The sequence below is a fragment of the Streptomyces sp. NRRL S-87 genome, from assembly GCF_000719335.1.
Classification (GTDB): Bacteria; Actinomycetota; Actinomycetes; order Streptomycetales; family Streptomycetaceae; genus Streptomyces.
Map to the genome: position 1 here is coordinate 1 of NZ_JOGB01000094.1, position 20,123 is coordinate 20,123.

At 74.2% G+C, this 20,123-nt stretch carries 18 protein-coding genes; 6 read left to right on the top strand and 12 right to left on the bottom strand.

Annotated features, from left to right (window positions below; all coding sequences use genetic code 11):
* Window positions 1-39: 39 nt before the first annotated feature.
* The 3 genes from IF43_RS0134095 to IF43_RS0134105 all read left to right on the top strand — a co-directional run bounded on the left by IF43_RS0134095 (window position 40) and on the right by IF43_RS0134105 (window position 2,962).
* Window positions 40-414: a hypothetical protein gene (locus IF43_RS0134095; RefSeq protein ID WP_030210210.1), complete on the top strand. Its 375-nt coding sequence runs from the start codon at window positions 40-42 to the stop codon at window positions 412-414.
* 287 nt (window positions 415-701) lie between these two features.
* On the top strand, window positions 702-1,682 hold the full coding sequence (locus tag IF43_RS0134100) for a hypothetical protein (RefSeq protein ID WP_063753446.1): 981 nt from the start codon (window positions 702-704) through the stop codon (window positions 1,680-1,682).
* Window positions 1,679-2,962, top strand: a complete 1,284-nt coding sequence (locus tag IF43_RS0134105; protein ID WP_030210216.1) for a HAMP domain-containing sensor histidine kinase — start codon at window positions 1,679-1,681, stop codon at window positions 2,960-2,962. Before IF43_RS0134100 ends, IF43_RS0134105 begins: the two co-directional genes overlap by 4 nt.
* A 58-nt stretch (window positions 2,963-3,020) precedes the next feature.
* On the opposite strand, the gene IF43_RS0134110 is transcribed toward IF43_RS0134105, so the two are convergent.
* The 3 genes from IF43_RS0134110 to IF43_RS0134125 all read right to left on the bottom strand — a co-directional run bounded on the left by IF43_RS0134110 (window position 3,021) and on the right by IF43_RS0134125 (window position 5,425).
* The gene (locus tag IF43_RS0134110) at window positions 3,021-3,353 is read right to left on the bottom strand and encodes a hypothetical protein (protein WP_051796804.1); all 333 of its coding nucleotides are present in this window, start codon (window positions 3,351-3,353) and stop codon (window positions 3,021-3,023) included.
* Between the two features lie 216 nt (window positions 3,354-3,569).
* On the bottom strand, window positions 3,570-4,454 hold the full coding sequence (locus IF43_RS0134115; RefSeq protein ID WP_199922831.1) for a TetR/AcrR family transcriptional regulator: 885 nt from the start codon (window positions 4,452-4,454) through the stop codon (window positions 3,570-3,572).
* A gap of 41 nt (window positions 4,455-4,495) precedes the next feature.
* Complete coding sequence (locus IF43_RS0134125; protein WP_030210223.1) at window positions 4,496-5,425, bottom strand: diiron oxygenase; 930 nt, start codon at window positions 5,423-5,425, stop codon at window positions 4,496-4,498.
* Between the two features lie 183 nt (window positions 5,426-5,608).
* Between IF43_RS0134125 and IF43_RS0134130 the strand changes: the two genes are divergently transcribed.
* Complete coding sequence (locus IF43_RS0134130) at window positions 5,609-6,757, top strand: ferritin-like domain-containing protein (protein ID WP_051796806.1); 1,149 nt, start codon at window positions 5,609-5,611, stop codon at window positions 6,755-6,757.
* Here IF43_RS0134130 and IF43_RS0134135 read toward each other — a convergent pair.
* From IF43_RS0134135 to IF43_RS0134145, 3 genes are all read right to left on the bottom strand, one after another.
* The gene (locus tag IF43_RS0134135) at window positions 6,723-7,181 is read right to left on the bottom strand and encodes a DUF3291 domain-containing protein (protein ID WP_030210225.1); all 459 of its coding nucleotides are present in this window, start codon (window positions 7,179-7,181) and stop codon (window positions 6,723-6,725) included. The genes IF43_RS0134130 and IF43_RS0134135 overlap by 35 nt on opposite strands.
* Before the next feature lie 43 nt (window positions 7,182-7,224).
* On the bottom strand, window positions 7,225-8,751 hold the full coding sequence (locus tag IF43_RS0134140; protein ID WP_078910664.1) for a penicillin-binding transpeptidase domain-containing protein: 1,527 nt from the start codon (window positions 8,749-8,751) through the stop codon (window positions 7,225-7,227).
* 106 nt (window positions 8,752-8,857) lie between these two features.
* Window positions 8,858-10,219 carry an FtsW/RodA/SpoVE family cell cycle protein gene (locus IF43_RS0134145; protein ID WP_030210227.1) on the bottom strand — a complete coding sequence of 454 codons (1,362 nt, stop codon included), beginning with the start codon at window positions 10,217-10,219 and terminating at the stop codon, window positions 8,858-8,860.
* 253 nt (window positions 10,220-10,472) lie between these two features.
* Between IF43_RS0134145 and IF43_RS0134150 the strand changes: the two genes are divergently transcribed.
* Window positions 10,473-11,846 (top strand): C40 family peptidase, encoded by a 1,374-nt coding sequence (locus IF43_RS0134150; RefSeq protein WP_078910665.1) that lies wholly within the window; start codon window positions 10,473-10,475, stop codon window positions 11,844-11,846.
* Here the strand turns inward: IF43_RS0134150 and IF43_RS0134155 are convergent.
* The 5 genes from IF43_RS0134155 to IF43_RS0134180 all read right to left on the bottom strand — a co-directional run bounded on the left by IF43_RS0134155 (window position 11,744) and on the right by IF43_RS0134180 (window position 18,217).
* Window positions 11,744-13,057, bottom strand: a complete 1,314-nt coding sequence (locus IF43_RS0134155; RefSeq protein WP_030210232.1) for a styrene monooxygenase/indole monooxygenase family protein — start codon at window positions 13,055-13,057, stop codon at window positions 11,744-11,746. The two genes, IF43_RS0134150 and IF43_RS0134155, sit on opposite strands and share 103 nt — an antisense overlap.
* A gap of 90 nt (window positions 13,058-13,147) precedes the next feature.
* Complete coding sequence (locus tag IF43_RS0134160; protein WP_234332635.1) at window positions 13,148-13,945, bottom strand: ATP/GTP-binding protein; 798 nt, start codon at window positions 13,943-13,945, stop codon at window positions 13,148-13,150.
* A gap of 13 nt (window positions 13,946-13,958) precedes the next feature.
* Window positions 13,959-14,357, bottom strand: a complete 399-nt coding sequence (locus IF43_RS0134165; protein WP_234332636.1) for a DUF742 domain-containing protein — start codon at window positions 14,355-14,357, stop codon at window positions 13,959-13,961.
* On the bottom strand, window positions 14,354-14,830 hold the full coding sequence (locus tag IF43_RS0134170) for a roadblock/LC7 domain-containing protein (RefSeq protein WP_030210238.1): 477 nt from the start codon (window positions 14,828-14,830) through the stop codon (window positions 14,354-14,356). Before IF43_RS0134170 ends, IF43_RS0134165 begins: the two co-directional genes overlap by 4 nt.
* 405 nt (window positions 14,831-15,235) lie before the next feature.
* On the bottom strand, window positions 15,236-18,217 hold the full coding sequence (locus tag IF43_RS0134180) for a nitrate- and nitrite sensing domain-containing protein (protein ID WP_051796808.1): 2,982 nt from the start codon (window positions 18,215-18,217) through the stop codon (window positions 15,236-15,238).
* A gap of 463 nt (window positions 18,218-18,680) precedes the next feature.
* Between IF43_RS0134180 and IF43_RS0134185 the strand changes: the two genes are divergently transcribed.
* The gene (locus IF43_RS0134185; protein ID WP_030210247.1) at window positions 18,681-19,454 is read left to right on the top strand and encodes a protein phosphatase 2C domain-containing protein; all 774 of its coding nucleotides are present in this window, start codon (window positions 18,681-18,683) and stop codon (window positions 19,452-19,454) included.
* A gap of 88 nt (window positions 19,455-19,542) precedes the next feature.
* On the opposite strand, the gene IF43_RS0134190 is transcribed toward IF43_RS0134185, so the two are convergent.
* Window positions 19,543-19,989 (bottom strand): MarR family winged helix-turn-helix transcriptional regulator, encoded by a 447-nt coding sequence (locus IF43_RS0134190; protein WP_107048665.1) that lies wholly within the window; start codon window positions 19,987-19,989, stop codon window positions 19,543-19,545.
* Window positions 19,990-20,123 lie beyond the last annotated feature (134 nt).

Sequence of the window (20,123 nt, forward strand, 5' to 3'; positions counted from 1 at the left end):
CACCACCCCCCAACCCCCCCCAACCCCGAGGACACCCCCGTGAGCACCCACCGCCGCACCGTCGCCGTCCGGGCCGCCGCCGTGACCGCGCTCGCCGCGAGCGTGCTGGCGCTGCCCGCCTCCGTCGCACTCGCCGACACCTCTACCGCGGGGCACCGCACCGCCCATGCCCGCCACGCGCGCCAGACCCCCCTCGCCCTCGCCGGGGAGCGCTCCGTGGTCGTCGCCAAGCCGCTGGCCGCGGTCCAGGCGGGCATGCAGTCGCTGCGACCCGGCGTCGCAGCCGACCCCTACTCCGGCCCCGGCGACGGGGTCCTGATGATCGGCGCGGGCGCGGGCATGGCCGCCGTCGGTGCCGCGGGCCTCGGATTCGCGATGCTGCGCCGCGGCCGTACGTACGGCGTCCGGGACTGATGCCGTGGCGCAGCGGGCCGGGGATGCGGGAGCGACCCGGATCGCCGGCGGCCGGGGCGGGCCGGGCGGACGGCGCGCGGGCGGCGTGCCCGGTCAGTGAAGACCGGCCGGTAGCCCTCGGCCGCACCCGGCCGCCGAACGCCGGCGAGTTCCACCGGGCGGACACCCACGGGACCCGGCAGGCGGACGAAGGCGAGACCCGACCATCAGACGAAAAGGAAATCTCGCCGAATACGGTTGACGGTGCCCAGCACGAGTCGAGCCCAGCACCAGGACCCGGGAGGGCCGTGAGACCGCGCCGTACGCCACCGCCGCAGGCGGCAGTCCGCCGGGCCGTACTGCCGGCACTGCTCGTCGCCGCCGTCGCCGCCGCCGCGACGGGCTGCGGCGACGCCGGCCGTCTGGAGAGCGCCGGCCCGACCCCGATCGCGAGCGGGCCCGTCCACCTGTGGCCCCAGCGCAAGGGCGCCACGATCCTGCCCCCGGACCCCGGCGGCAACCCGCCCGAGTACGTGCAGGGCATCCCGCGCGTGACCCGCCAGAACGTCCACGAGGTCGACCCGCTCGCCCTGGTCAAGGCCGAGGTCAAGGCCAACGGAGGCGCCGCGAGCGGGCCCGTCGCCCTGCCCGCCGAGACCGTACGGGCCGTCGAGGCCTGCAAGACCGCGGGAGCCCCGAAGTGCCCGGTGCTCGCGCCCTACTACCGGGACCTGACCGGCAACGGCCTCGACGAGCTGATCATCGGCATCGAGATGCCGGACGACCAGCTGGCCGTACGCGCCTACACCGCCGACCCCGACGGCCGCCTGAACCGGATCATGGGTACCCAGGACGCGGTGATCAGCGTCGAGCTGGCCGGGCGGGACATCGTCCTGCGCGCCCCGGGCGGCAATCCCGGATACGAGTGGATCACTGCCTGGTCCTGGGACGAGCACCAGCGGACCATGCTGATCACCCGCGACCAGATCGTGCGCGTGACGCAGCCGCGCCCGAACGGATCCACAGGAACCGGAGCCATGGGAACCGGATCCGTCGGCACCAGCTCCACGGGCACCGGGTCCCCAGGCACCAGTTCCCCAGGCACCAGTTCCACGGGCACCGGCTCCACGGGCACCAGCTCCGCCGCCCCCGGCTCGGGCGCCGCCGGCCCCGAGGGCGAGGACACGAGCACCGTGCCCTTCGGCCCGCCCTCCTCCCCCATCGCCTCGGCCGCCGCGCCCGCGCCCCTCCTCACCCCGGAGGCCTCCCCGCCGGCGGCGGTCCGGTGAGAAGACCCCGCCTGCCCGCCTGGACGGCGACGCTGACCTGGAAGTCGGCCTGCTTCATCGCCGTCATGTGCTGCGCCCTCGCCGCCGTGCTCGGTGCGCTCGTGCACGTCGAGGTCACCCGCCAGACCGTGGACACCGCCCGCGACAAGGCGCTGTCCAAGCTCACCGACGCGGCCCGCGCCTACGAGGCGGGCGAGGCGCTCCCCCCGGGCTCCGGCATCGACCCCGACGGCCTGCCGCCCTCGCTGCGCCGGCTGGCGGTCGGCGGGCTGCGCGGCACGATGGTGGCCGACTACCAGGGCATCCCCACCATGTGGGCGGCGGCCCCGGCCGACGGCCACGCGCTGGCCTCCGCCGTCGACTACAGCCAGAGCGCCCGCACGATCAGCGGCCTCGACAACGCGATCATCGGCTCCGCCGTGCTCGCGATCGGCGGCACGCTGCTGGTCGGGGCGTTCGCCGTCACCCGCGTCACCCGTCGGCTGCACCTGGCCGCGACGGTGGCCCGCCGGATCAGCCAGGGAGACCTGGACGCGCGCGTGGCCGACCCCCGTACGAAGGACCCCTCGCGCCCCCAGGACGAGGTGGCCACGGTCGCCGGGGCCCTGGACACGATGGCCTCCACCCTCCAGGCCAAGCTGCTGGTCGAGCAGCGATTCACGGCGGACGTCGCGCACGAGCTGCGCACCCCGCTCACCGGCCTGACGGCCGCGGCCGAACTGCTGCCCGAGGGGCGCCCGACGGAGCTGGTGCGCGAGCGCGTGCGCACGATGCGGCAGCTGACCGAGGACCTGCTGGAGATCTCGCGCCTGGACACCGGCCGCGAGCAGATCGAGACGGACCTCCACCCGCTCGGGCCGCTCGCGGAGCGGACGGTGCGCGCCTCCGGCACGGACACGCGGGTGGTGGTCGTGCGGGACCTGTACGTGGAGACGGACCGGCGGCGGCTGGAGCGGGTGCTCGGCAACCTGGTGGGCAACGCCCACCAGCACGGCCGCACCCCGGTGGTGGTGACCGTGGACGGCCCGGTGGTGACGGTACGGGACCACGGCGACGGCTACCCGGACTACCTGCTGGCGCACGGGCCGCAGCGGTTCCGCACCGAGCCGAAGGCCGGGGTCAAGGGGCACGGCCTCGGGCTGACCATCGCGGTCGGGCAGGCGGCGGCGATCGGCGCCGGTCTGGCGTTCCGCAACGCCCCGGACGGCGGGGCGCTGGCGGTGCTCACCCTCCCGGCGCCGGACCCGCGCGACGCGCCGGTGCCACCGGGGGCGGACTAGTACAAAGCACTACCAGGGGGTGTCCGGCGGAGGGGAGGACCTCAGCGGGCCGGACCGCTCACGACTCCCCGTCGCCGGCTCCCTCCCGGGAGCCGTCCCCGGACCCGTCGGCCCCGTCCCGCGCCCCGGGCCGCGGCTTCGACCAGGGCCAGCGCAGCCGTCGGCGCTCGCCCGTGGGGTCCCACTCGTACTTCCAGCCGGTCTGCAGGCCGAGCCGTTTCGAGTAGCCGGCCGGGACCCGGCGGTAGACGAGGACCGTCGGCGGGCCGCCGGCGGCGTCGGGGACCGGAATCTCGTACTGCTTCGGCGGGTGGCCGGTGGGGCCGAGCAGGACGGGCAGCACGCGCCCGTCCATCGGGCCCCCCTCGAAGCGGGTGTCGGAGCTCTTCACCCCACCAGTGTCACAGCAGGTGCGGCCGGCGGTGTCACGCCAGGTGCCCCACCCCCGCCGCGGAAGGCCCACCACCCCCACCGCGGAAGGCCCACCACCCGCCGCCACGGAAGGCCCACCGCCCCCACCGCGAGAAGCCACCGCCCGCCGCCGGAGGCCTGCCGCCCCCGCCCCGGCAACCCCCACCCTCCGCCGCAGGACGCGCCGCCCGCGGCGTCACAGCAGGTGCGCCGCATCCGACACGATCGGGGCCACCCGTCTGACCAGGCTTCCCACCGGCCCCTCCGGCGCCTCCAGCGCCAGTGCCGCCCGGGCCGCGGCCGCGGTCTGCGGGTCGGTGGCGGCCGTGACCGTGAGCAGCGAGACGAAGTGGTCCACGAGCCAGTCGCGCAGCTCGTCGACCGGCGGCCGCTTGCCCTCGTCCAGCCAGATCAGGGAGGCCGCCTCCACCGCGGCGATCCAGGTGCGCACCATCATCCGAAGTCGCGGCCCCGGTTCGGGGACGGCCAGGTGGAGCAGGATCTGCTCGGCCGCGGCCCGTCGCACCCCGTCGACGGTGGCGCTGGTGCGGGAGGTCTCGGCCATGCTGCCGCCCTGGAGCAGGGCGCTGAACCCGGCGTCGTGCTGGTCGACGAAGGCGAGGTAGCGGTCGAGGACCCGGGTCAGCCGGCGGGTCAGCGGCCCCGAGTGGGCCTCGGCGAAGCACAGTTCGAGCTCCTCGGCCGCGGACCGCAGGGCGGCCTCGTACAACTGCTGTTTGCCCCCGGGGAAGTAGCGGTAGACCAGGGGGCGCGAGACGCCGGCAGCCTCGGCCACGTCGTCGAGCGAGACCTCGTCCGGTGACCGGTGGGCGAAGAGCGACAGCGCCGCCTCCAGCAGCTGGCCGCGCCGCTCCGCCACGCTGAGCCTGCGGTACGCGGGCCGGGCCGGCGCGGCCGGGGCGCAGGCGGAGCCCGCACCACCTGCGGATGCCGAGCCCGCACCAGCTGCGGAGGCGGAGCCCGCACCAGCTGCGGATGCGGAGGGGGAAGCTGTACGGGATGAAGCTGTACGGGATGCGGCGGCGGAGGCTGTACGCGGTACGGGCGGCCGGGGCGTCATGCCCCGCAGCGTAACCGCACCCCGCCGCAGCCCGGGCGGCCTCAGGCCAGCAGTCCCGAGCTCCGCCACAGCCGGCGCCCGATGCCGTTGAGCACGCCGATGTCGTCGAGGAAGTCGGTCAGCCGCTTCGCGCCGGTCTGCATCACCTCGCGGCGGTGACCGCTGGCCTTGACCTGGGCCACGGCCTCGCGGCGGTCCAGGCCGACGTTGTCGTACACCGCGGGGTTGACGAAGGCGACGGAGAAGACGCGGGCGGCCTCGCCGCAGCTGATCCGGGTCAGTTCGCGTTCCCAGCGCGGGGCGGTGACCATCTGGCGCCGCAGCTCCTCGCGGGCGTACCGGACGTGCCGGGCCTCCTCGACCACGTGGATGCGGGTGACCCCGCGCACCAGCGGCTGCACGCGCTCGTCCGGGAAGGTCAGGCGCTGCATCCAGTCGAGGATCTCCTCGCCGAGCAGGGTGCAGGCGAAGGAGCCCGGGGTGGTGGAGACGGTCTTGAGGATCCGGGCGAGGTTGTGGTTGAGGCGGGAGACCGGGTACGCGGGGGCGCCGCCGGTCTTGATGAGGCGGGCGAACATCATCGAGTGCCGGCACTCGTCCGCGATCTCGGTGAGGGCGTACCGGACGTGGTTGCTGGTCAGGGACTTGTCGTAGATGTGGCGGACGAGCAGCTGCATGAGGATGATCTCGAACCAGATGCCGAGGGAGGCGAGCGAGGCGGCCTCGTGGCGGGCCAGCTCCATGCGCTGCTCCTCGGACATCCGCTTCCACAGCGGGGTGTCGTAGAGGGAGACCAGCTCGGGCGGCCAGTACCACTTGCCCTCGACCGGGGGTGCGTCCCAGTCGAGCTCCTCGTCCGGGTCGAAGGAGTGCCTGGCGGAGGAGTCGAGCAGCCGCTCGGCAATCTGCTCGCGGTCCTTGAGCAGGCCGAGCGCGTCCCGCAGGACGGTGCGGTCGGTCGCGGTCGTCATGGGTTCCGACTCCTCGTGCGGACGTGGGTCACCAACGGTCACCCCTTATGAGACTCCTCGTCAGCAACGCCGTCAATCCCTCGCGCACGAGTTGTTGACCCGGCGTCTACCAACGTGTGAACCTGCCAACCGTCCCGTCATGTACGGCACTTCCGCGCCACAGCGCGAGACAAGGGGGCGTCGGTGGCGACGCACGAGCTCTACACGACCGACCCGGGTGAGCCGATCTGGTCCGTCCCGTCCGCCGGCTCCGCCCGCTTCAACTGGGAGTACGACGGCGGCCGCGACCGGCTCCTGGCCCTCTACCAGAAGGGCAAGGACAAGCAGTGGGACGGCGCCAAGCGGATCGACTGGGACCTGGAGGTCGACCCGTACGACCCGCTGGGCACCCCGGACGAGGTGCTGACCCTGCACGGCACCCGGCACTGGGCGAAGATGACCGACAAGGACAAGGGCGACCTGCGCCGGCACTACACCGCCTGGCAGTTCAGCCAGTTCCTGCACGGCGAGCAGGGCGCCATGGTGTGCGCGGCGCGGATCGTGGAGTCCGTACCGGACCTGGACGCGAAGTTCTACTCGGCGACCCAGACCATGGACGAGGCCCGGCACGCCGAGATCTACGCCCGCTTCCTGCACGACAAGATCGGGATGCTCTACCCGATCAACGACAACCTCCAGGGACTGCTGGGCGACACCCTGCGCGACTCCCGCTGGGACATGCCCTACCTCGGCATGCAGGTGCTGATCGAGGGCCTCGCGCTGGCCGCGTTCGGCATGATCCGCGACACCACCGACAAGCCGCTGCCGAAGCAGATCCTGGCGTACGTCATGCAGGACGAGGCCCGGCACGTGGCCTTCGGGCGGATGGCCCTGCGGGACCACTACAAGCAGCTCACGGACGCCGAACTGCGCGAGCGGGAGGAGTTCGTGATCGAGGGCTGCTACCTGATGCGCGACCGGTTGCGCGGGGTGGAGGTGCTGGAGAACTTCGGCATCCCGAAGGCGGAGGCCGAGGAGCTCTCCGAGCAGTCCGAGTTCCTGCACCTGTTCCGCCGGCTGCTGTTCAGCCGGATCGTGCCGTGCGTGAAGGACATCGGCCTGTGGGGCGAGCGCCTCCAGAAGGCGTACCTCGACATGGGCGTCTTCGAGATGGGCGACTCCAACCTCGACCTGCTCATGACCCAGGACGAGGAGGTCGCCGAGGCCCTGGACCGCGAGCGGTTCGCGGCGGAGGAACGCGCCCGCGCCGCCGAGGTCCGGGCCACGATCGCCGAGGGCGCGGGCGAGGGCGGCGCGGTCACGCCGGCGGCGGGAAGGACGTGCGGAGGGTGAAGGCGTGGGGGGTGGGGCCGTGGGCACGGAGGTGGGCGAGGCGCTCGCCGGCCTCGGCCACGGAGGGACGGTGTCCCCCCTCGACCCACCACAGGGCGGTGGCCACCTCGGTGAGGTGCTCGAACCACTCGCGGCGGCGGGTCAGGAACTCGCGGTGCAGGCCCTGGTACATGAAGGCGGTCAGCGCGTCGGTGTCCCGCCAGACCGAGAGGTTGACCATGAGGGCGTCGTCGCCGTCGAGCCGGAGGGCGGTGGCGTTGCCGGAGGCGTCCTGGAGGCGCCAGACGAAGCCGTCGGCGGCGTCGGCGACGGCGTTGACGGGGTCGAGCCCGTCCATGAAGTCCTTGAACTCCACTGCGTCCACGGGGTACTTGGGGAGGGCTATGTTCACCTGTGCGAGCTCGTGGCGGATGGTTTCAGTCATGTCCGCACGATACGGCCGGAGTCGGGCGCTCCGGCAGGCGTGATCAAGGGGTGGGACGGGCGGGCCGCGCGGAGGGGCGTACGACGGGGGCGCCGGGCCGCCGCGGGGCGTCCTCCCCGTACAGCGCCGCCTCCATCACCGCCCGGGCGATCGGGGCCGCACTGCTGTTGCCGCTGATGTCCCCCCGGTCCGCCTCGGCGTCCTCGACGACCACGGCCACCGCGACCCCCGGCACCGGCGCGTCCTCGGCCCGGGCCCAGGCGATGAACCACGCGTACGGGGTGCCCGCGTTGCCCACCCCGTGCTGGGCGGTGCCGGTCTTGCCGCCCACCTCGGCGCCGGGGATGGCCGCGTTGCGCCCGGTGCCCTCCTCGACCACCGCCCGCATCAGCCGCTGCAGCCGTAGTGCGGTGGCCGGGTTCATGGCCCGGTGCAGGCTGCGCTGGCGGCCCCGGCGCACCGGCTCGCCGTCCGACCGGGTCGCGGCCTCCACCAGGTACGGGTACTTCAGGTCGCCGCCGCCCGCCACCGCGGCCGCCACCATCGCCATCTGCAGCGGCGTGGCCCGGGTGTTGAACTGCCCGATGGACGACAGCGCGAGCTGGTCCGGGCTCATGTCGGTGTCGAAGTTCGAGCGCGAGACCCACGACGGCACCCGGAGCCCCGCGTCGTTGAAGCCGAACCGTTCCGCCGCCTCCACCATCCCGCGCAGGCCGACCTCGACGCCGATCTTCGCCATCACGGTGTTGCACGACCACTGGATCGCCTCCGCCATGGAGGCGTCCTCGCAGCCGCGCGAGGCGTTCGGCAGCGGGGTGGTGGTGCCGGGCAGCACGTACGGGTCCGGGGTGCGGGTCGGTGCGTCCACGTCCGTGACCACGTCCGCGTCCAGTGCGGCCGCCGCCGTCACGATCTTGAAGGTGGAGCCGGGCGGGTACGTCTCCCGCAGTGCGCGGTTGAGCATGGGCCGGTCCGGGTCGGCGTTCAGCCGCGCCCAGGCCCGGCGCACCGCCGCGCCGGTGCCCGAGAGCGCCGCCGGGTCGTACGAGGGGCTGCTGACCAGGGCCAGGATCCGGCCGGTGGCGGGCTCCAGCGCGGCCACCGCCCCGCGCCGCCCGGCCAGGCCGGTGTAGGCGGCCAGCTGCACCTGGGCCCGGACGGTGGTCGCGGCGTGGCCGGCGGCGGGCGGGCGCCGGGTGAGGTCGTGCCAGAGCGGAAGGGCGGAGAGCAGCGGGCTGGTGCCGCCCAGGACGGAGTCCTCGGCCCGCTCGACGAAGCTGGTGCCGTAGGTCTGCGAGGCGAAGCCGGTGACCGGCGCGTACAGGGGCCCGTTCGCGTACGTGCGCTCCCAGCGCAGGGCCTGACCGCTGTCCCGGGAGCCGGTGACGGGCCGGCCGTCGACGAGGATGTCGCCGCGCGGGTGGGCGTACCGGGCGATGCTGCCGCGCTTGTTGGCGGGGTTGTCGGACAGCTCGCCGGCCCGCACCACCTGCAGCCGGGTGGCTCCCACCAGCAGCGCGCCGAACAGCAGCAGGCAGAAGGCCGCCGACCAGCGGATGTAGCGGATCACGGGCGGCTCCTCCTGCCGTTCGCGGCCGTCCGGGCGGTCCGCCCCGTCCGGGTGGGGCGGGCAGTCGTCGCGGTACGGGCCGTCCGCGTGGCGCGAGCAGTACGGATCACCCTGCTTCCTCCGCCTCCGGTACGGGTCTTCGCGCGCAGTCGCTGAGCCGTACCAGCAACGCGACGATGAGCCAGTTGGTCACCACCGACGAGCCGCCCTGGGCCAGGAAGGGCATCGCCATGCCGGTCAGGGGGATCAGTCCGGTCACCCCGCCCGCGATCACGAACACCTGCAGGGCCAGGATGGAGGCGAGCCCGGTGGCCAGCAGCCGCCCGAAGGCGTCGCGCAGGGCGAGTCCGGCCGCGAAGCCGCGGGCCACGAGCAGCCCGTACAGCAGCAGGATCGCGCTGAGCCCGACCAGGCCGAGCTCCTCGCCCGCGGTGGCCAGGATGAAGTCGGACTTGGCGGCGAAGCCGATGAGCATGGAGTGGCCGGCGCCCAGCCCGGTGCCGAGCGTGCCGCCCTCGGCGAAGGCGAAGAGGGACTGGGCCAGTTGACCCGGGCCCCGGCCGGCCCGGATGGAGGCGAAGGGGTCCAGCCAGTCCTGGACGCGGCTGTGGACGTGCGGCTCCAGCGTGCCGACGGCGTACGCGCCCAGGCCCGCGAGCAGCAGGCCGATGGCGGTCCAGCCGATCCGGCCGGTGGCCACGAACAGCATGATCACGAAGAGGCCGAAGAAGAGGAGCGAGGTGCCGAGGTCCCGTTCGAGGACCAGCATCCCGACGCTCAGGAGCCAGATCGTCAGGATCGGCGCGAGGGCCCGGCCGGGCAGCAGCCGGAAGACCCAGATCCGGCGGCCGGTGAGGGCGAGGGCGGTGCGGTTCGCGGCCAGGTAGGCGGCGAAGAACACGGCGAGCAGGACCTTCGCGAGCTCGGCGGGCTGGAAGGAGAGGCCGCCGGCCCGGATCCAGATGTGCGCGCCGTTGATCGCGGGGAAGAGGAGCGGGACCAGCATCAGCAGCAGGGCGGCGGCCATGGAGAGGTAGGCGTACCTCTGCAGGACGCGGTGGTCGCGCAGCAGGGCGACGGCGGCGACGAAGAGGAGGAGCCCGAGCGCCGACCACACGAGCTGGTCGCGGGCGGCGGGCTGGTCGGGGGTCGCCAGGTCCAGGCGTCGGATGAGGACCAGGCCGAGGCCGTTGAGGAGGACCGCGATGGGCAGCAGCAGGGGGTCCGCGTACGGGGCGAGGAAGCGCACGGCGAGGTGGCCGAGGAGGACCGCGACGGTCAGTCCGAGGGCCTGGCGGCCTAGGTCGGCGGGGGCGTGGCCGCGGGTGGCGAGGGCGACGCAGGTGTGACCGAGGAGGACGACGAGGACGGCCCCGACGAGCAGGGCCAGTTCGACGCCGCTGCGCTGGACGTGGCGTACGACGGGCGGCGGGGCCCCGTCCACCACCTTTGCCGTCAATGCGGTCATATCGCGACGGTAGCAAGCAACCTGAGCTTATGTCCGCTTATGTCATAGTGCTCTGAAGAAACGTCAGAAGTGGGGCACGGAGTGGCGCGGAAGGGCACGGTGGGGCTCGGTAGGACCCGGTAGGGCTCGGTGGGTGCGGACGGACGCTCGTGCGGCCGCCGGACGGGTGACGGGGACGGCAGGGCCGATACTTTTGTGCGACTTGTACTACTTCGCATGCCACGATCCCTCCCGTACCACGGAGGTGATCGCAATGCCCGGACGACTCCGACGCCTGGTGTGCGCGGCCGCGACTGCCGGGGTGGCCCTGGTGGCCGCCGCGCCCCCGACCGCCTCGGGCGCGGCCCCGGCGGTCCCGGCGACCCCGGCGGTCCCCGCGCCACCCGCCTCCGAGGCCGGCGCGACCACCGCGGCGAGCGGCCCGGCCGCCGCGCCCGAGGCCCCCGCCACCCCCGACGCGACCCACGCCCCCGAGGCCGACGGGGTCACCGGCACGAACGGGGCCACCGGCACCGACGGCGTCGCCGGCCTCCTGACCAGGCTCCGGACGCTCTACCGGCAGGCCGAGGAGGCCACCGAGGCCTACAACGCCACCGAGGAGGCCCTCAAGCAGCGCCGCAAGGACGAGCGGCGGCTCACCGGTGACCTGGGCCGGGCCCGCAACGCCCTGGGCGCGAGCCGGGCCGCGGCCGGCGAACTGGCCCGGCGCCAGTACCAGGGCGCCGGCCGCGTCTCCCCGTACCTGCGCATGCTGCTCTCCGGCGACCCGGAGCAGGCGCTGGACGAACGCCGCCTGGCCCGCCGCGAAGCCGCCCGCCAGGCGACCGTACTGAGGCGCCTGGCCGGTGCCGAGAAGCAGGCCGGCACCCTGGCCGCCCGGGCCCGCAAGGCCCTCGACGGCCAGCAGGTCCTCCTCCAGCGGCGCAAGGAGCAGCGCGACGCCGTCACCGCCCGGCTCGGCGAGGTCGAGCGGCTGCTGGCCTCGCTCACCGCGGCGCAGCTCGCCGGACTGACGGCGCTGGAGGAGTCCGGCGCGGCGAAGGCACAGCGTGAGCTGGAGGAGTCCGGCCGGCTGGGTCCGGAGGCGGCGGACCGGACGCCCACCGCCGCCGGCGGGGCCGCGCTCGCGTACGCCACGCGGCAGATCGGGAAACCGTACGCATGGGGCGCGGCGGGGCCGGGGTCCTTCGACTGCTCAGGGCTGACCTCGCAGGCCTGGGCGCACGCCGGCCGGTCCGTCCCCCGCACCAGCCAGGAGCAGTGGGCGCGGTTGCCCAGGGTGCCGCTGGACCGGCTGCGGCCCGGCGACCTGGTGCTGTACTTCCCCACGGCGACGCACGTGGCCCTGTACATCGGCGGCGGCAAGGTCATCCAGGCGCCGCGCCCCGGCGCCCGGGTCAAGGTGTCGCCGCTCGCGGCCGACCCGCTCCTGGGCGCCGTCCGCCCGGACCCCGCCGACCGGCCGCTGGACTCCTACACCCCGCCCCCGCTGCCCGGAGGGGCGGGGGCGGGCTCGGACACCGGCTACGCCTCGACGGACGCCCCGTCCGCGGCCCCGTCGGCCGCCCTCGACGGCGCCGGGACAGCGGGGACCGCCGGGACCGCCGCGGCGACCTCGGCGAGGTAGTCCGCCGCGTCCTGCGGGTCGTAGAAGTACGCGTCGAAGTCGGAGGGGTTGTCGAAGCCGTTGGCGAATCGATCCGCCACCGGCTGGAGCTGACCGGCCGCGCCGATCAGGTTCAGCACGTGCTCCGGCGGCACGCCCAGCATGGCGTTCGTCCAGTCGGTGACCGGCTTGCCGGTGGTGAACCAGAACTTGTCGAACGTGGCCTTCATCCAGGCCTCGTCGAAGGGCCGGTCGCCGTGCATGAGGATCGACGACAGGTACGAGGCCGCGCACTTGGCCGCCGAGTTGGCGCCCTGCCCGGTGATCGGGTCGTTGGCCACGACCACGTCCGCCACGCCCAGCACCAGTCCGCCGCCGGGCAGCCGTCCGATCGGGTTGCGGACGACGGGCGCGTACCGGCCGGCCAGCGTGCCGCCCGCGTCGGTCAGCTCGACCTTGGTGGCCCGCGCGTACTCCCAGGGCGTGAACCTCTCCATCAGCTCCAGGGTGAGCGCCAGGTGCTCGGCGGGGTCCTTGATGCCCTGGAAGACGTCGAGCGGGCCACCCGGCAGGCCCTCCCAGAACAGGATGTCGGCCCGGCCGGAGGTGGTGAGGGTGGGCATGACGAAGAGTTCGCCGACGCCCGGCACGAGGTTGCAGCGCACGGCCTCGGTGTCCGGGTGCTCCGGGCGCGGGCCGAGCCCGTGCACGTACGAGACGGCCAGCGAGCGCTGCGGGGCGTCGTACGGGGACCGCGCCGCGTTCCGCTCGAACATCGACACGAGCTCGCCCTTGCCCGCGGCCACCAGCACCAGGTCGTAGGTGCGCGCGAAGAAGTCCAGGTCGGAGACGGTGGCGCCGTGGATCACGAGCTGGCCGCCGCGCTGCGCGAAGGTGTCGAGCCACCCGGCCATCTTGACGCGCTGGTCGACGGACTGGGCGTGGCCCTTGAGGCGGCCGAGCCAGTCGACGGCGCGGCCGCCGTCGGGGGCGGCGACGGAGACGCCGAGGCCCTGGATCTTCGGGGCCCGGCTCGCCCAGAAGTCGAGCTTCAGGTCCCGCTCGTGCTGGAGCGCGGTGTCGAACATGCACTGGGTGGACATGACCCGGCCGGAGCGGATCTCGTCGGCGGTGCGGTTCGACATGAGGGTGACCTCGTACCCCTTGGACTGGAGTCCGAGGGCGAGCTGCAGGCCGGACTGGCCGGCCCCGACGACGAGTATCTTCCGCATGGGCGGATGCTCCATCTCTCCGGGCGGTGGGGGGATCGTGCGATGACCGCGCCGCGCGCGCCGTGCGGGTGCGCGCGCCGTGCGCGGGGGCTATTCGGGGGTGTTGTCGAGCGCGTGGCCGACGAGGGTGAGGAGGCTCTCGACGACGGTCACCCGCTTCCGGGCGTCCATGATCACGACCGGTACGTGCGGCGGGATCGTGAGCGCGTCGCGCACGTCCTCCGGCTCGAAGTGCTGGCTGCCCTCGAAGTGGTTGACGGCCACGGCGTACGGCAGCCCGCAGCTCTCGAAGTAGTCGAGGGCCGGGAAGCAGTCGGCGAGTCGCCGGGTGTCGGCCAGGACGATGCCGCCGATCGCGCCGCGCACGAGGTCGTCCCACATGAACCAGAAGCGCTCCTGGCCCGGGGTCCCGTACACGTAGAGCACGAGGTCGTCGTCGAGGGTGATGCGGCCGAAGTCCATCGCCACGGTCGTGGTGTTCTTGGCCGGGGTGGCCGACAGGTCGTCGCTCGGGGCGCTGGCCTCGGTCATCACGGCCTCGGTGCGCAGCGGGGTGATCTCGGAGACCGAGCCGACGAACGTGGTCTTGCCGACCCCGAAGCCGCCCGCGACCAGCACCTTGACGGCGATGGGGGCGCGGGAGCGGTCGTACTGCCAGGGCTGGCCGACCTCGTCGGGGTCGAAGAAGGAGAACGACCCGGTGGCGGTCGTGAAGGGGTCGGACGGCGCGCTCGGCGCGGAGGGCGCGGTCGACCCGGACGGCGCGGTCGACCCGGAGGGCGCGGTCGACCCGGAGGGCGCGGTCGACCCGGAGGGCGCGGTCGACCCGGAGGGCGCGGTCGACGCGGGGGGCGCGGAGGGCGCGGACGGAGCGGTCGGCGCGGACACGGCGGAGACCGGTTCAGAGACGGCGGAGCCCACTGAGCACCCTTTCGAGCAGTGCGCGGTCGGGGCGGCCGGTGCCGTGCCCCGTGCCGTAGACGCGGATCCGTCCCTGGTCGGCGAGGTCGCTCAGCAGGACGCGGACCACGCCGAGCGGCAGCTTCAGCAGCGCAGATATCTCGGCCACGGTGCGCATGCGGCGGCAGACCTCGACGATGGCCCGCATCTCGGGCATGCGGGCGGGCGCCTCGTCCCTGGCGTCGAGCGTGGCGACGAAGGTCTCCACCAGCAGCACGTGCCCGAAGCGGGTACGGCCGCCGGTGAGGGAGTAAGGGCGGACCCGGGCGGGGCGGCGGTCCGCCCCGCGTATCGGCAGGCGATCGGGGCGCTCGGGAGCCTGCAGCCGGCTCGCGCTCACGTGGTTCTCTCCATGGACTGGCGCAGCTCGCTGCGGACTTCGGGGGTCAGGACGTGTCCGGCGCGGCCGACGAACAGGGCCATGTGGTACGCGACGACGCTCATGTCGCAGTCGGGGGTGGCGTGCACCCCCAGCAGCGAGCCGTCGCTGATGGCCATGACGAACACGCTGCCGTGCTCCATGGAGACCATGGTCTGCTTGACGCCGCCGCCGTCCATGAGGTGGGCGGCTCCGGCGGTCAGGCTCCCCAGCCCGGACACGATGGTGGCGAGATCGGCGGAGGCCCCCCGCGGCCCCTTGGTCTCGGCCCGTTCGGCGCTCGCATGCCCCGGGTCGGAGGACAGCAGCAGCAACCCGTCCGAGGAGACGACGGCGACGGAGACGAGCCCCGGCACCTCCTCGACCAGGTCGGTCAGCAGCCACTGCAGGTTGCGGGCCTGGGTGCTCAGTCCGTACGTACTGGGCGCGGTCACGTGCGTGCCTCCTCGACGGTGTCCCCCTCGTCCTGGGCCCGCTGCCGCTGTTCGGCGAGCTCGGCGTCTGCGACGCGCCGCCCGTCGCGGGCCCCCTGGTAAAACCCCCCGAGCCTACGGCGCAGTTCCTCCGCGTCCACCCGTGTCGCGGGCTTGCGGACCTCCCCCGTGCCGTGGTCGACGATCCGGGGGGTGCGCTTCGGCAGTCCCTTGTCGGTGATGAGCGGGCGCTCGACCTCGACGGTCGACTCCTCGGCGTCGCCTGCGGCGGCCTCGGCGTCGGCGGCTCCACCGAGCGCGTCGTGTCCCTCGTCCGTGTCGGCGCCGAGGGGCTGGTGGCGCGCCTCGGCGGCGTGGGAGTCGGGGACGTGGTGCGTGTCGTACGCGTCGTACGCGCCGTACGCGTCATGGTGCGGCCCGGTGCCGTGAGCCCCGTGGTGCGGCCCGGTGCCGTCGGCCGCGTCGTCGCCGTCCGCCTCGCTGGTGCGGGCGTGGTGGTCGGGCTCGTCGTAACCGCCCTGGCGCGGCAGCGGCGCGGCGATCAGCCAGGCGCCGGTGTCCTCCATGCTCACGGCGGCGGTCGCGTCGGCGACCGGGGCGGGTCCGCGCCCGGCCGGCGCCGAGCCCGGTACGACGTACACGCCGTCGACGGGTTCCGCCGGGTCGGCGACGGCCTCGTGGACCTCGACCGGCTCGGCGGGAGCCGGCTCCTCCTCCGCGACGGCGGTCTCCGCCGGGAGGGCGGGGTCGGTCGCGGGGGCGGAGTCGGTCAGCGCCTCGGGCTCGGTGTCGGTCAGCGCCTCGGGCTCGGTGTCGGTCAGCGCCTCGGGCTCGGTGTCGGTCAGCGCCTCGGGCTCGGTGTCGGCGTCGTTCTCGGTGTCGAAGTCCGCGTCGGCCTCGGCGTCGATCTCGGCGTCGATCTCGGCGTCGATCTCGGCGTCGATCTCGGCGTCGATCTCGGCGTCGATCTCGGCGTCGATCTCGGCGTCGCGCGACCTCCGCGACGGGCAGCTCGGGCTCGGCGGACAGGTCCTCGGCTACCGGCAGCTCGGGCTCGACGGCCGACGCCTCGGTCTCGGCTACCGGCAGCTCGGGCTCGACGGCCAGGTCCTCGACGACCGGCACCTCGACGACGGCCTCGGCGGCCGGCGTCTCCAGCAGCTCCGGCCGGAACCGCGGCGGCAGGACGTTGGAGTTGGCCTCGGCCACGAACCCGGGCAGCTGCAGCGCCGGCACTCCGGGCGTCCCGACGGAGTAGTCGGGGGCCGCAGGCGGCACGTCCGGCAGCAGCGCCCCCGGTACGACGACCAGCGCCTCGGTGCCGCCGCCGCGCTGCGCCCGCAGCTCGGCCGTCACGCCGTGCCGCGCCGCGAGGCGACCCGCGACGTACAGCCCGAGCCCCAGGCCGTGCTCGGCCTCGTCCTCCTGCTCGAACGCCTCGGGGTCGGCCAGCCGCCCGTTGAGCATCGCCAGTCGGTCCTCGGTGACGCCGATCCCGCCGTCCTGGACGGACACGACGACGGAGCCGTCGTCCGTGAGCCAGCCCGACACCTTCACCTTGGCGTCCGGCGGCGAGAAGGTCGTGGCGTTCTCCAGCAGCTCCGCGACCACGTGCGAGATGTCGTCGGCGGCGTGCCCGGCGACCTGCGTGTAGGCGGGCAGTGCCTGGAGGTCGACGCGCTCGTACCGCTCGATCTCGCTGACCGCGGCGCGCATGACGTCCACCAGGGGGACCGGCCCGGCGTGCCCGTGGCCGTGCTCCTGGCCCGCGAGGACCAGCAGGTTCTCGTTGTGGCGGCGCATGACCGTGGCCAGGTGGTCCAGCTTGAAGAGGGTGTCCAGGCGGTCCGGGTCCTGCTCCTTGGCCTCCAGCTGCTCGATGACCGCCAGCTGGCGCTCGACCAGGCCGAGGGTGCGCAGCGACAGGGACACCGAGGTGGTGATCAGGATGCGCCGGTGCTCCTCCAGGCCCGCCTTCAGCTCGGCGAGCTCCCTGTCGAGGCCGGTCTTGGCGGCGCTCAGGGCGTCGTTGCGGTCGATGAGGCGGCGCCGGTCCGCGTCGAGGCCGGCGATGCGGGTGTGCAGGGAGGTGGACTGGGCCTCGGCGCGGGCGTGGATCTCGTTGATGGACCGGACGACGGCGGCGAACTCGTCGTTGCGGCCCGTGAAGCGGACCGGGTCGGAACCGCCCTCGTGGTCGGGCGAGGCGAGCCGCTCGGCACCGCGCTTGAGTACGGAGAGCGGCTGGGTCAGCGTGCGGGCCACGGCGGTGGAGACGCCCACGGCGACCAGCAGCAGGAGGCCGGCCAGGCCGAGCAGCACCTCGCCCTCGGTCACGTCGTCGTCGCGCAGCGCGGCGAGCGCGGTGGCGCGCTCGGCGGTGAGGGTGGACTCCACCGACCGCATCCGGTCGATCCGGGCGCTGAGTGCGGCCCCGACGGTGTCGGCGTTCAGTTTGCGGTCGCTCGCGGACAGCTCGGGGCCGTCGGTGAGCTTGGCGAGGTAGCCCTCGGCGGCCTTGACCTCGGGCCCGCTCACGGTGGCGACCAGGGTCTCGCGGACGTCGGGGCCGGCGGCGCGGTCGAAGTCCTCCAGCGCGGCCTGCTCGCGTACCCGGGCGCGCTGGCCGGCCGTGGTCAGCTCGTTGCGGGCCTTCGCCTCGGGACCGGCGGGGGCGTCCTCGTACCGGCCGGTGACCGGGTTGTAGACGGTGCCGCCCTCCTCGGCCTCGGGCACGGCGAGGGCGGCCAGGAGCAGCCCGCGGGCGGCGGAGGCCTGCTCGACGGCCCGCGTCAGCGGGGCGAGGGCTCGGCCGGCGGCCAGGGCCGCCTCGGCGCGCGGCGGGGTGCGCTCGGCCAGCTCGTCGCCGGGGGCGAGCAGGGTGGTGAGGATCTCGGAGTACGCGGCGTGCGCGGCCAGGGCGGAGCCCTTGCCGGTGAGGGCGGCGGCGCGGACCGACTTCACGCGGTCGAGGGCCCGTCCGGTGGCGCCGTCGGCGTCCCCGCGGACCTCCTCGATCTGGGCGTCGGTGCGGGCGGCCCGCTCCTGGACGGCGGCCTTGCCCTTGCCCTTCCCGTCGCGGCCGTGGGCGACGTACGTCACGGCGGCGTCGCGCTCGTCCGCCAGCGCGTGCGCGAGGGCGACGGTGGCGCGGGTGCGCTCGGCGAGCGTGACCAGGCCCTGGGAGTCCTTGAGATCGGCCGAGGCCGCGACCAGGGCGGGGGCGCTCGCACCTATGACGGTGAGTCCGACGACGGCGACGCCGAGGACCAGTCGGCTGCGGACGCGCTTGGGGCGGCCGGCACTGCTGCCGGTGCCTGTCGCGTCTCCGGTGCGCTCGGTCCCTGCCGGGGCGCTGCCGTTCTTCCGAGACCGCTTCTTCGACACCGGTGCTCGCAATCCTGTACGTGTGCTCGTCTACTCGTCACCGGAGCGCCGGGCCGGCCGATCAGCGGATCGGCGGCACCTTCGTCCGGCTGGGTCCTGGCCGAGGTGACGGCCGGTCAACAAGTAAACGCCCCTGCCCCTCGTACCGCATCAGACCATTCCAAGTGTGGTTCGGGCAGGGGCGCGCATCGCCCGCCCGGCCACTCGAACGAGTGAACATCAGGGAAGAGTTGGCGATCAACTCGGACATCCCGCCGCCAGGGGCCGCGCGTGGACGAGTGGTTGAACCTCGCCGCGGGCCCTGGCAGTATGCCCGCCCACATCTCGGGGCGGACCCGGGGATTCCGTCAGTGAAGGCCCCGTGTCCGTGTGTGAACAGGCCATTCATCCTGGTACGGACTAATTGGCGGGCGACCCCGCGAAACCCGCCCCCGGCCGGGACAACCCCGGGCAGACTGTCCATATGCGCATCGAGCTGGCCACGGCACCCGGAGATCCGCAACGCCCCAACGAGGACTGGGTGTCGGCCCTCGCACCCGCCTTCGGCCAGGGCGGAGTCCTGGTCGCACTGGACGGGGTGACCCCGCCGCGCGGAGAGGACGGCTGCCGGCACGGGGTGCCGTGGTTCACCTCCGGCCTGGGCGGCCGGCTGACCGAACTGTCCGGATCGCGGCGGGACATGACACTCGAACGGATCCTGGCGGCGGCGATCGCCGCCACGGCCGACGCCCACCGCGACACCTGTGACCTTTCTCACGTCCGCACTCCCCAGGCGACGGTGGTCTTGGCGCGCTGGGACGAGGAGCGGGTGGAGCACCTGGTGCTCTCGGACTCGGTGCTGCTCGTCGAGTCCCGCGACGGGCGCGTCACGGCCGTACGGGACGACCGGCTCGACCGGGTGCCGCGCGAGGTGCTGCGCTCGACGGCGGCCACGGACGCGCTGCGCAACGCGCCGGGCGGGTTCCACACGGCGGCCGCCGACCCGGCGGTGGCGGAGCTGGCGGTCACGGGCACGCTGCCGCGCGACCGGGTGCGGGCGCTGGCGGCCCTGACGGACGGGGCGAGCCGGTGGACGGACACGTTCGGGGAGGGCGACTGGGCGCGGTGCCTCGGGGTGCTGCGCAAGGAGGGGGCGCGGGGGCTGGTCGACCGGGTGCGGACGATCGAGTCGGGGCCGCGCGGTGACGCGCGCAGCAAGCGGCACGATGACGCTTCGGTGGTGTTCGTGGAGTTGTAGGGGGGTGGGGAGTTGTGGGGGTGGGTGGGGGTGAGGGTGGGTGGGGGTGAGGGTGAGTGGAGAGGGTGGTCGGCCCTTCCCCCGGAGGTCAGGAGTCCGTGCCCGCGTTCAGCTGGTTCAGCAGTCGGGCCAGCTCCGCGACCTCGCCGCGGTCCCAGCCCGCGAGCTTGCGCATGTACTGCTCGCGCCGTGCGTCCCGTACCCGCAGGAAGCGCTCGCGCCCTTCCGGCGTCAGCCCGATGAGGTACGCCCGCCCGTCCGCCGGGTCGGGCTCGCGGGCCACCAGGCCGAGGTCCTCCAGGGCCCGCAGCTGCCGGCTCATGGTGGCCTTGCCGACCCCGAAGTAGGCCGCGAGGTCCGTGGCGCGCTGGCGGCCCGCGTCCTCCAGGCGCACCAGCAGGCCGTACGCCGCCGGCTCCAGCTCAGGGTGGAGCTCCCTGGCCATCTCGCCCGACGACGCGCGGGCGCGCCGGAGGAAGACGGAGAGCTCCCGCTCCAACGCGAGGAACTCCGCCTGGTCTCCGCTGCCCTGCACTGCCCGCTCCCATCGTGCCGACCCCGCCTGCCGGGGGAGCACCAGTATTTCGCAGGCGGGGGCGGACGGGGGAACGGGACACCGGTTGATGGGGTGAGGGGTGTGGGGTGTGGGAGGGGGGTGGAGGTGTGGGG